General features: G+C 45.5%; 9 protein-coding genes. 6 read left to right on the forward strand and 3 right to left on the reverse strand.

The window, feature by feature from the left end:
• Positions 1–282 precede the first annotated feature (282 nt).
• From JX312_RS03495 to JX312_RS03505, 3 genes are all read right to left on the reverse strand, one after another.
• Positions 283–2,172, reverse strand: coding sequence for a biotin/lipoyl-containing protein (locus JX312_RS03495; RefSeq protein WP_204457093.1), 1,890 nt, complete (start codon positions 2,170–2,172; stop codon positions 283–285).
• Between the two features lie 173 nt (positions 2,173–2,345).
• On the reverse strand, positions 2,346–4,817 hold the full coding sequence (locus JX312_RS03500; protein WP_204457094.1) for a transglycosylase domain-containing protein: 2,472 nt from the start codon (positions 4,815–4,817) through the stop codon (positions 2,346–2,348).
• Between the two features lie 60 nt (positions 4,818–4,877).
• Positions 4,878–5,447, reverse strand: coding sequence for a flavin reductase family protein (locus JX312_RS03505; RefSeq protein ID WP_204457095.1), 570 nt, complete (start codon positions 5,445–5,447; stop codon positions 4,878–4,880).
• Between the two features lie 179 nt (positions 5,448–5,626).
• Here JX312_RS03505 and JX312_RS03510 point away from each other — a divergent pair, with 179 nt between their 5' ends.
• From JX312_RS03510 to JX312_RS03535, 6 genes are all read left to right on the forward strand, one after another.
• Positions 5,627–7,378 (forward strand): phospho-sugar mutase, encoded by a 1,752-nt coding sequence (locus JX312_RS03510; RefSeq protein ID WP_124030195.1) that lies wholly within the window; start codon positions 5,627–5,629, stop codon positions 7,376–7,378.
• Positions 7,379–7,545: 167 nt separating this feature from the next.
• The gene (locus tag JX312_RS03515) at positions 7,546–9,003 is read left to right on the forward strand and encodes a DUF3943 domain-containing protein (RefSeq protein ID WP_123404543.1); all 1,458 of its coding nucleotides are present in this window, start codon (positions 7,546–7,548) and stop codon (positions 9,001–9,003) included.
• A 266-nt stretch (positions 9,004–9,269) separates the two neighbouring features.
• On the forward strand, positions 9,270–10,154 hold the full coding sequence (locus JX312_RS03520) for a YicC/YloC family endoribonuclease (RefSeq protein WP_123404545.1): 885 nt from the start codon (positions 9,270–9,272) through the stop codon (positions 10,152–10,154).
• 11 nt (positions 10,155–10,165) lie between these two features.
• Positions 10,166–10,747, forward strand: a complete 582-nt coding sequence (gene gmk / locus JX312_RS03525; protein WP_123404547.1) for a guanylate kinase — start codon at positions 10,166–10,168, stop codon at positions 10,745–10,747.
• Positions 10,748–10,762: 15 nt separating this feature from the next.
• Positions 10,763–11,338: a nicotinate (nicotinamide) nucleotide adenylyltransferase gene (nadD, locus tag JX312_RS03530; RefSeq protein ID WP_123404549.1), complete on the forward strand. Its 576-nt coding sequence runs from the start codon at positions 10,763–10,765 to the stop codon at positions 11,336–11,338.
• On the forward strand, positions 11,335–11,727 hold a 393-nt coding region (locus tag JX312_RS03535), incomplete at its 3' end, for a DUF5063 domain-containing protein (protein WP_204457096.1). The genes nadD and JX312_RS03535, both read left to right, overlap by 4 nt.

An 11,727-nucleotide genomic window follows, 5' to 3' on the forward strand; every position in this document is an offset into this window, starting at 1 on the left:
AACCCATGATTCTTTTTGTTGACAAAGATACAACTCTCTTTCGGAGTTCGTCAATACGCTATCGCGGATGGTTGTACTCTTGTAACGCGTCCATGTCTCTGAATAGACATCGGACAAAGACTTGTTATAACCCATGATTCTTTTTGTCGGCAAAGATACAACTCTCTTTCGGAGTTCGTCAATACGCTATCGCGGATGGTTGTACTAATGAAACGTAAAAGCCGACTTGATTGGACAAGCCGGCTTTTACTTAATTATTCATTTACTCTTATTCGAATACTCTTATTCGAATTCCACGAGAGGCTGGTCAGTTGCAATGACATCGCCTTCTTTGACGAGGAATCTCTTGATGGTTCCCTCTATGTCTGTTGCGAGGTCGTTTTCCATTTTCATAGCCTCATATACGAGGAGAAGATCTCCTGTCTTTACTGTCTGACCCGGTTTGGCGAGAAGCTCGATGACAGTTCCACCCATAGGAGCGCGAAATACTTTCCCTGTGATTTCTTCAACCGGAGCCTGAGTCTCTTCAGGTTTTGCCTCTGGTTCGGCAGCTTTCATTTCTGCCTGCTTTGCTTCAAACTCAGCTTTGCGTTTGTTTTTGAGGAATGTGTTGGCAACGGAGGGGAGAAGTTCAAGCAAGAGGAATTCTTCTTCGTTCTGAGCCAACTTTACGCCACCGAATTCGGGAAGTTCCGGATTTGCAGGTTCGCGGAATGAACCTGTGTCATACGGTCTTTCTTCAGGTGAGCCTGTGATCTTTTCACGGAATGCAGGATCAATGGCAACAGGAGTCTTGCCGTATTCTCCTTTGACGAGAGAGATGAACTGGTTATTCTTGTTTGAATAATCGGGTGCTCCTTTGCGACGGTCAAGTGCGAGAGCCACTGCCTGGGAGCCTACGATCTGGCTTGTTGGTGTGACAAGCGGAACAAGACCTGCATCACGACGAACCTTGGGAATAAGAGCCATCGCTTCGTCAAGTACATCCTCTGCCTTGAGGGCGCGAAGGTTGGCAACCATGTTCGAATACATACCGCCGGGCACCTCTGCGTTCTTGACAAGCTCGTTCGGTTTCGGGAAACCGAAATATGCTTCGATTTTGTGGCACGCGTCGAGAAGGTCTTCCTCGCGGTTTTCGTTGGCAGCTGCGATCGCGCGGTCAAATTCGGCATCGATCTCTTTGGGCATTTTTGCGTAGTATTCGTCAAAGTCGTTAGGCCATTTGTCTTTGTTGAGATCGAAGTCTGCGAGAGCCTTGCGCGCAACCACGAGTTCCTTACGTATTTTTGCGACAGCGTCCATGTTCACTGCCATCTCGATTCCGAGTTTCTGGCAGAATATCCATACAAGTTCAATTGCAGGTGCCGCGGAACCACCGCCAAACCACCATATGTTAGTGTCAACAATGTCCACACCTTTGATTATGGCGGTCAATACTGCTGCAAGACCGTACCCTGGAGTGCAATGTGTATGGAAATCCACAGGCACTTTAAGAGCCTGTTTCAGTTTTGGCATCAGGGAGAAGATGCGAGCCGGATTAACAAGACCTGCCATGTCTTTGAGTGTTACCATCTTGGCACCGAGTGCCTCCATCTCTTTTGCCTTTTCTACGAAATATTCATCTGTGAATATTTTTTCAGGAGCTGCAGGAGCATCGCTTCCGCCCAACAATCTGGCGAAGAATCCTTTTTTTCTGGGAGCCTCTACCGGTGTGTCTTTCGGGTCTACTGTGTAACATACGGCTGTGTCTGATATCCCTCCAAGAGAGTTGATCATTTTTACTGATTCGCGAATGTTGTCAATATCATTGAGCGCGTCAAAGATACGCATTACATTCAGACCGTTGTCAATAGCCTTTTTGTAAAAGCCCTCGAGAACATAGTCGGGATAGGGAACATAGCCGAAGAGGTTCCTGCCACGCGACAATGCAGAAAGCAGAGAGATGCCTTTCATCTCATTTGAGCATGCGCGGAGACGGTCCCATGGGGATTCGCCCAGATAACGCATCACGGAATCTGGAACGGCGCCGCCCCAAACCTCCATGATGTAAAATTTTGCTTCTCGATAAAGAGGAAGAAGTTTGTCAACATTCTCCTGCTTCATACGTGTGGCGAACAGCGACTGCTGGCCGTCGCGCAGTGTGAGATCACGGATCTGTAATACCTTTGCCATTGGTCTTAGTGTTAAGGTTTCGAATTGAAATTTCCTATTAAATGAAATCGTGCGGTAAATATATACATAAATTTAATATCGCACAAAAAATTAATGAAAAATTTCTGTAATCAGCCTGAATCTTTTGTTTATACTGGTGTCCAGACTCGCGAAACCAATTAATTATTTAATTTTTATTCAAATATTCCTTCTACTGTTTCCTCTTCTACAGCTTCATTTCCGGTGTATGTGGCAATCTCTCCCTCGCATGGGTTGTAGTTGTCGGGAAACTTGAATTTTGTATCCTGACTGTATGGGAGTCTGGAGTCTGAATATACCTTCTGCATATACAGACCGTAAATGGGAAGAGCGGCTCGAGCGCCTTGTCCGAATGCCATTGTGTTGAAGTGGATGTAACGCTCTTCACCACCTACCCAGACACCGGTAACAAGGTCGGGGGTGAAACCCATGAACCATGTGTCGGAGTTCGAGTTTGTCGTACCTGTCTTGCCTCCCATCTGTGCGTGTATGTTGTAACGCGAGCGAAGGCTCGCTCCGGTTCCGCTGTCAACCACATTCAGAAGGATAGAGAGAATCTTATAGTGTGCTTCCTCGGAAGTGACTTCGGTGCGGTGTGGCACAGCTGTGTATATAAGATTACCCTGGTTATCTTCTATTCTTGTTACGAAAACCGGGTCTACCCTGATACCGCCGTTTGCAAATGCTGTGTATGCAGCTACCATGTGTCCGACAGGCACATCCACAGTGCCGAGACACAAAGGAAGTGTCGGGTCTATGTATCCTGTTATTCCGAACATGCGCATCTTGTTGGCGAGGCTCACGGGGGTAAGCTCATTCACAAGACGCGCAGAAATCCAGTTGTTCGAATTGGTAAGCGCCCAGCGGAGATCCACCATTTCCCCTACGCGTGCATGACTTGAATTTCGTGGTGCCCAGTTACCGAAGACAGGTTGCGTGTTTGAGAACATGGAACAGGGTGTGAAATCCTGTTCCATTGCCAAAGTATATAGGAATGGTTTTGCTGTTGAGCCGATCTGACGTTTTCCTCGGCTTACCATGTCATATTGGAAGTGGGAGAAATCAGGACCTCCCACATATGCCTTGACGTGTCCATTCACAGGATCCATGCTCATGAGTCCTGTTCGCAAAACGGTTTTCATGTAAAGGAGTGAATCATAAGGAGACATGTTCACAGTCTTTGTTCCGGGCACAATCTTGCTGACCGTTCTGCCGTTTTCTGTCTTGTTTTCTTTAACATATGCGAAAACGTCCATCTCGTAAGGAGTGTGAAAAATCTTCTCTATCTCCTCTTCCGAATGTCCGGCTTTTTTCATGATTCTGTAACGCTCGGTCTGTTTTATGGCATTTTTGATGAGTTTCATCACGCCGTCATAGCTGAGTTCCGAAGAGTTGGTGGTGTAGGGACCAGTGCGCTGACCTCTCTTCTCACTTTCAAATGCCGGCTGAAGATAACCTCCGAGGTGCTGGTATATGGCGTCTTCCGCATAAGCCTGCATACGTGTGTCGATGGTGGTGTATATTCTCAGTCCATCGGTATATAAGTTATAATAGCTTCCGTCAGGTTTAGGATTTTTGAGAATCCATCCGTATAGAGGGTTCTCTTCCCATTGTGTGGAGTCGGTATTGTAGTTGCCCCAGGCGATGCGGTATGCCATCATAGACTTGTAATCAGAGCGCTTTGGTCTTTCCGGTTTCTTAGCCGTCATCAGTCGGCGTATTTCCTCACGGAGATATGGCGCACCACCTTCTTTGTGATCAACCTTGTGATAGTCAAGTCTCAACGGCAAAGCTTTAAGGGAGTCTCCCTCCTGGACAGTTATGAACTCTGCCTTGACCATCTGGTCAAGGACTGTGTTTCTGCGGTTACGTGCTCTCTCTTCATGGCGGAGAGGGTTGTAGTAGCTCGGATTTTTGAGCATGCCGACAAGTAGTGCCGCCTCTTCGGCTTTCAGTTCTCCGGGCTCCTTGCCGAAATATACATTTGCAGCCGTTTTGATTCCTACTGCGTTGTTGAGAAAGTCAAAACGGTTGAGATACATGTTGATTATTTCGTCTTTTGTATAAAATCGTTCCAGTTTCACGGCAATCATCCATTCGATAGGTTTTTGGATTGCGCGTTTGAGAATGTTGCCCGTAGGCTGTGAATACAACTGTTTTGCAAGCTGCTGAGTGATAGTGGATGCACCGCCGGCAGATTTGTCGCCCATCATCACTGTCTTGACCATTGTTCTTCCAAGTGCTTTGAAATCGATGCCCGAGTGGTCCTTGAACCTGACATCTTCGGTGGCTATCAAAGCGTTGATCACGTGTGGTGACACAGAATCGTAGTCGGTATATACTCGATTGCCGGCACCGAAATAATAACGCCCCATCTCTGTAGTTCCATCTGACGCGAACACGAGCGATGCAAGTTTGTCGTGAGGATCCTCAAGCTCTTCGATGGGAGGCATATATCCGATTACTCCATTGTATACCAGTAGCAAAAAGAGAAAAATAAACGCTCCAAGACCCAGAAAAGCCGCCCAAAGCCATTTGACTATAGACCGATTGCGTCTGATACGTTTAGCGGCTTTGACATCAATGCCAGCACTTTCTATATTGTTATTTGATTCGTTGGTATTCATATTTTTCTATATGGTTTGCAATCTGCAAATATACAAAAATATTTTGTCAATGCAGTCTCTCTATTTCCTTTTCTGCACTGAGAAGCCGAATTTACCGATCAAATCGCCAAGTTCGAAGTATTGTCCGTGACTGTATGCCATTATTCCGGATTTCTCCAGCGAGAATCTGCCGGTTTCCGGGTCGATGAATCTGTCGTCGGCGCGGACATTGAGAACTTCAGCGATAAACATGTCGTGGCTGCCAAGTGACATTATGGTCTTTACGCGACACTCGATAGAAAGGGGAGATTCTCCGATGGTTGGCGATGAGACTTTTTCGCCAGGAAGGGGAGTCAGCCCGGTCTCTTGCCATTTGTCATAGTCTTTCCCCGAGCGTACGCCCGCCCAGTCTGTGGCTTTTGCCATTGCGGCAGTGGTAAGGTTTATCGTGAACTCCATCCTTTCCCTTATGATCGGATATGAGTGGCGTTCCGGACGGACTGATATGTAGCACATCGCAGGATCCGAACATATCGTGCCGGTCCAGGCAACGGTGAGCATATTCCATTCTTCAGGATTTGACCCGCATGTCACAAGCGCGGCGGGCAAAGGATATATCATAGTGCCCGGTCTCCAGGATATTTTAGCCATAACTGATTTTTTTGGCAAAATTACTACATTTAGATTAAAAGCTGTTAAAGATGGGGAATTTTTTTATATCTTTGCGTTTTGTATAATGAAGAAGACAATGACGTGACATAAACTTTTTGCCAAATATGAAAAAGTTTAAATCACTTCAATTATTAATTATATAACCGATAATAATTATTATGAGTAACGACGAACTGTTGAGAACCGTTACAGAACGGGCTCAGAACTGGCTTACACCGCAATATGATGAGGAGACTCGTGAAGAGGTAAAGAAAATGCTTGATGCGGAAGATAAGACAGAACTTATAGAATCATTTTATAAAGATCTTGAATTCGGAACCGGCGGTCTGCGCGGCATCATGGGTGCCGGCACTAACCGAATGAACCGTTATACGGTAGGAGCTGCCACCCAGGGTCTTGCCAACTATCTTAAAGATTGCTTCAAGGATCTCCCTCAGATTGCCGTGGCTGTAGGTCATGACGTGCGTCACAACTCGCGTAAGTTCGCAGAGCTTACCGCTGACATCTTCTCAGCCAACGGTATCAAGGTATATCTTTTTGACGGACCGTGCCCCACTCCTGAGGTGTCTTATGCAATCCGGAAACTCGGTTGTCAGAGCGGTGTCATGGTTACTGCAAGCCACAACCCGAAGGAATACAACGGATATAAGGCTTATTGGAGTGATGGCGCGCAGATGATCGCACCCCATGATGTGAAAACCATAGAATATGTCAATGCAATAACATCGGTAGACCAGATCAAATTCACACCTGCCAAGGAGTTGATTCAGATCGTAGGAAAAGATATAGATGAAATGTATCTTGACGATATCCATTCGCTTTCATTGGATCCGGAGGCTGACAAGCGTCACAGCGACATGAAGATTGTCTACACTCCGATTCACGGCACAGGAACACGTCTGATGTTTGATTCGCTAAAACGCTGGGGCTTCGAGAATGTTATTCATGTTCCCGAACAGGATGTTCAGAGTGGAGATTTCCCGACAGTGGTTTCTCCGAATCCTGAAAATCCGGAGGCTATGGCAATGGGTGTGGCGAAAGCAAAAGAAGTCGGTGCAAGCATCGTGCTTGCTTCCGATCCGGATGCAGACCGCATCGGTCTTGTTGTGCGTGACAAGCAGGGCGAATACCAACTTGTAAACGGCAACCAGCTTGTTATGCTTCTTCTCTATTATATCATTACACAGAATGTTGAGAAGAAACTCCTCAACGGCAATGAATATTGTGTGAAGACAATCGTGACCACTGAGACTGTGAAGAGAATTGCAGATGCCAACGGCATCAAATGCTTTGACTGTTACACAGGCTTCAAATGGATTGCCGATGTGATGCGCAACATGGAGACAACTGGCCGTTATATCGGCGGCGGTGAAGAAAGCTACGGTTTTCTTGCTGAAACATTTGTAAGAGACAAGGATTCAATATCTGCCAATTCTCTTATAGCAGAGGCTGCGGCATGGGCTGCAGACAAAGGGATGAACCTTTATGAGCTTCTGGTAGACATATACGCCACCTACGGTTTCTCACGCGAGCGTGGCGTAAGCGTAGTCCGTCCCGGAAAGAGCGGGGCAGAAGAAATTGTGGCAATGATGAAGAACTTCCGTGAGAATCCTCCGAAAGAACTCGCCGGAAGTCCAGTCACCGCTATCAAGGATTATTCAGACCTCAACTGCCGCAATCTTAAAACAGGAGAGGTTACAAAACTTGATTTCCCGACAACATCAAACGTTCTCCAGTTCTTCACCGAAGCCGGTGACAAGGTTTCCATCCGTCCTTCCGGAACAGAACCGAAGATCAAGTTCTATGTGGAAGTCCGCGAGGATATGAAATCCAAAGATGAATATGAAGCCATTGTGAAAAAAGCAGAAGAGCATATCGATCAGGTGCTTCGTGATCTGAATGTAATGTAATCAGTAGTCCGGATTTCGTAAGGATTTGTAACGGCATTTTCCGTCAGTGACGGGAAATGCCGTTACTGCTTTTCAACATATGATGCTCTACTGGTGTTATATTGCTAAGGTTACGAATTGCAGTGAAAAGAATTGTATACATATTATTCTGTGTATGTGTGGCTGTTATGGCGACAGTTACGCTTGTGCCGCAGAGGTGTGCGGCTCAGATGCCGATAAAGTATAATATTGTGAGACAAGTCATGCCGGATTCAACAGATCTTGCATATTACGGCAAAAAGCACTTCTGGCGCGCGGCTGGAGAAGTCGTGGGATTTAACATAGGACTGTGGGCATTTGACAGATATGTGCAACATGGAGACTGGGCATATATCAATCTTAACACTATCAAGGAGAATTTCAAACATGGATTTATCTGGGATAATGACCAGCTGGGTACCAATACGTTTCTACATCCCTATAACGGTAGTCTTTATTATGCTGCCGGACGTTCCAACGGTTTCAATTACTGGCAGTCCGAGCTGTTTGCCATAGCGGGAAGTGCGATGTGGGAGCTGTTTATGGAATGTGAGTATCCTTCGACCAATGATGTCATTGCCACACCTATAGGCGGCGCTGTTCTTGGAGAGACGCTTTTCAGAGCCTCTGATGCCTTGCTTGATGACAGGACGGGGGGAATGGAACGTTTCGAACGGGAATTTGCATCATTCCTTCTTTCTCCGATGCGCGGTATAAACCGGATTGTCACAGGACAGGCATGGCGGCGCAGGGCAACGTCCGGACGAATGTTCGGCACTCCCAATATATTCATGCAGATATCGCTTGGCATAAAAACGATGGCATTTCAAGGCAGAATGAGGAGCCCGTATGTTGGAGCCTCGATGTTGCTTGATTTTGAGTATGGAGACAGGTTTGAGGCAAAATCCACCAAGCCATATGATTATTTCACAGTCAGAGCCGAATTGCAAGGAATGAAATATCAGCCTGTGCTGTCGCAACTTAATATAAAGGGGCGGCTTTTGTCACGCGAAGTGCTTGATCATAAAAATTCGTCAGGCAGTATAGGTCTTTACCAGCATTTCGATTTTTATGACAGCGACACAATCACAAACATAGACAAAGTGCCCTATAAACTGGGAGTACCAGCGAGTGTCGGTGTCGGTTTCCTATTCAGGGATGTGGAGCGCAAGTGTTATATATTCGATTGTTATGCACATGCCAATACAATTATTTTAGGATCAATTCTAAGCGATCATTACTGGACAGATGAACGTAACTACAATTTCGCGTCTGGATTTTCTCTCAAAGGTGGTGCCAACATCACATGGAACAGAAAAAAAGCCTCATTATCCGTGAGTCATGAGTATTACAGGTTATTCACATGGAAAGGCTACAAGCCCGGAACAAATCTTGATGAAGTGGATTTCAGGACATTGAATGTCATGGGAGACAAGTCGGTGGCATCGTTTAACGTCACTGAAGTCAGATTCGACTATCAATTATTGAAGAAACTTTATGGCACGGTCTTATTCAGCAACAAAGTTCGTTCCACACATTATCGCGACTGGCCCGATCATGTCTCTTCCACAATGTCTTTGTATGCAATGCTTACATATAAGTTTTGAGATTTGAGAATAAAAATGTAAATTTGTAGGTGTTAAGTAAGTGTTCGAATTTAATTTATGCAATATGCGAGCTTGTTTTTTCAGGCGATTACGGTGCGGAGCGAAGGAGAATATAAATATATTCGACTGAGCGACAAACCGGAAGCGGCAAAAAAGAAGCCGCAGATTGTATAAAAGATTTCCTTTACTTAATATCGTTTAAATTTGAACACATACATAATGCTTCTAATACCACAAAAGAGATTCCTAAATCAGAAAATTTGGATATGATACAGTCAATGACCGGCTTTGGCCGTGGTTGCGCCTCCTCCTCTTCAAAAAAAATTACTGTAGAGCTGAAATCACTAAACAGCAAGCAGTTTGATATCTCTACGCGTATTCCCGGTTTTTTAAGGGAATATGAGATCGAGACCCGTAATTACATCGCCAAGGGACTTGAACGGGGAAAAGTGGAGCTGACGGTGTCAATAGATAATCTTGCCACAGAAGCTGCCGCCACATTGAATATTCCATTGATGGCTGTATACAAGAAACAGTTTGAATCGCTTGGCGAGGAATTGTCGCTTCCCGAGCCGGCTGACTGGTATTCGCTTTTGCTTCGTATGCCGGATGCGATGAAAACAGAAACAGTCGCAGCTGATGAAGATGACCACAAGGCTCTTGAAGAGGCTACGCGTCAGGCTGTGGATCACCTTCGCGAGTTCAGGATTCAGGAGGGTAAAAAACTTTATATGTTTTTTAGGGAAAAACTTGAGGCAATCGATATGCTACTGCGGAGCATAGAGCCTTACGAGAAGGAAAGAGTGCCGAAAATCAAGGCACGACTTGAGGATCAGCTCGCAAGGCTGACATCTATAGAATATGATGCGGGACGTCTTGAACAGGAGCTTATATTCTATATCGAGAAGCTTGATGTCAATGAAGAAAAACAACGTCTGGGAGCACATCTCAATTACTTCCGCGAGACTCTTGGCGGTGAAGATATTCTCTCGGAGGGACAGGGAAAAAAGCTTGGCTTTATCGCTCAGGAAATGGGTAGAGAAATCAATACCCTCGGCTCCAAATCCAATCATGCGGAGATGCAGAAGATTGTTGTGAAAATGAAAGATAATCTTGAACAGATCAAGGAGCAGGTTCTTAACGTGCTTTGAAGCGACTATCTATGAAAAAAGGAAAGATAATTATCATGTCGGCGCCTTCGGGAACCGGTAAGTCTACCATAATTTCAAGGCTGCTTGAGAATCCGGCATTGAAACTCGGTTTTTCGGTTTCTGCGACAAGCCGTCTTCCACGAGGGGAAGAAAGAGATGGCTACGAATACTATTTTCTGACTCATGAGGAATTTATGAAACGTGTCGGAAACGGTGATTTTGTAGAGTGGGAAGAGGTGTATCAGGGCACATGTTACGGCACTCTGGCATCTGAGGTTGAAAGAGTGACCGATTCGGGCAGGAATCTTATTATGGATATTGACGTAAAAGGTGCGTTGAATGTAAAGAAACGTTACGAATCGGAAGCTATGTCAATATTCATATTGCCTCCGTCGATAGAAGAACTTGAACGTCGTTTGCGAGCGCGTTCGACCGACACCGAGGAATCAATATTGAAGCGATTGTCCAAAGCCGAATACGAAATGGGCTTTTCAGAATATTTCGACTACCGGGTTGTCAATGATAATCTTGACAAGGCTGCTGAAGAGGTCGAATCTCTGATAAAGGGGTTCATAGAAAAGAATCTGCATTAAGAATTGTTTGGAAATATGCGTATCGGTATATTCAGCGGGAGTTTTGATCCTATTCATACAGGACATGCGATGATTGCAAACTTTGCCGCTCAGTGGCTCGGTCTTGATGAGGTATGGATAATGGTTAGTCCGCTGAATCCTTTAAAAAAAGGGAGTCTGCCGGCTCCGGACACCGCCCGTATGGAAATGGCTTCAATAGTAGCTTCCGGCTGCAACAAAGTCAGAGCATCCGGTTTCGAGTGTTCCCTTCCTGTTCCTTCCTATACATATCGTACGCTTACAAGTCTTAAGGATGCCTATCCGGAACATGAGTTCTCGCTGATTATCGGGTCTGACAATTGGCTGAGGTTCTCGCAATGGCGTGATTCAGACAGAATAAAATCGGAGTTCGAGATTTTCATATATCCCAGACCCGGATATGAAGTCGATATCGACACACTTCCGGCGGGAGTGTCGTTGATGACAGAAGCTCCTCAGGCGTTGATATCGTCATCGTTTGTGAGGGAGTCTGTTAAAGAAGGAAAAAATCTCAACTATTTCCTTCCGCCCGAAGTTTTTGATTATATAATAAAAAACAATCTTTATAGATGAAAGAAGAGGAATTGCGGTCGAGGCTTATGGCTCTCACGTCTATCGCCGCCGGTTATTGCTCCGCTCTGGAGAACTGCAGAGATTGCGAGCGGGAGGATTTCATCAGAGATATTCTCGGATTTCTTCCACGAATATATTGGGAGTTTTCAGATCTCAGTGTCGAGGAAAATCCGGATGTTTCGGAATTTGATTATTTCCCTGAATATGTCGATGAGGATTACTATGAAAGTGTGCGACGTTCAGTGGAAGCTGTAATGGGTGAAGACGATGTCTTTCTCGAGACTTTCGAGGAGGATATGAAATATAGTGACACCCCGGTAGCAGCCTCTGTTTCCGAGTCACTTGCTGATATTTTTCAGCCATTATACAATTTTATATCTGTTGTAAAG

Source organism: Barnesiella sp. CU968 (genome assembly GCF_905219685.1).
GTDB classification, from domain to species: Bacteria; Bacteroidota; Bacteroidia; order Bacteroidales; family Muribaculaceae; genus Lepagella; species Lepagella muris_A.

Excerpts from the sequence above, each read along its gene's own strand:
- JX312_RS03510 (WP_124030195.1), top strand. The coding sequence starts at position 5,627 with ATGAGTAACGACGAACTGTTGAGAACCGTTACAGAACGGGCTCAGAAC.
- JX312_RS03515 (WP_123404543.1), top strand. The coding sequence starts at position 7,546 with ATGGCGACAGTTACGCTTGTGCCGCAGAGGTGTGCGGCTCAGATGCCG.
- JX312_RS03495 (WP_204457093.1), bottom strand. The coding sequence starts at position 2,172 with ATGGCAAAGGTATTACAGATCCGTGATCTCACACTGCGCGACGGCCAG.
- gmk (WP_123404547.1), top strand. The coding sequence starts at position 10,166 with ATGAAAAAAGGAAAGATAATTATCATGTCGGCGCCTTCGGGAACCGGT.
- nadD (WP_123404549.1), top strand. The coding sequence starts at position 10,763 with ATGCGTATCGGTATATTCAGCGGGAGTTTTGATCCTATTCATACAGGA.
- JX312_RS03500 (WP_204457094.1), bottom strand. The coding sequence starts at position 4,817 with ATGAATACCAACGAATCAAATAACAATATAGAAAGTGCTGGCATTGAT.
- JX312_RS03505 (WP_204457095.1), bottom strand. The coding sequence starts at position 5,447 with ATGGCTAAAATATCCTGGAGACCGGGCACTATGATATATCCTTTGCCC.
- JX312_RS03520 (WP_123404545.1), top strand. The coding sequence starts at position 9,270 with ATGATACAGTCAATGACCGGCTTTGGCCGTGGTTGCGCCTCCTCCTCT.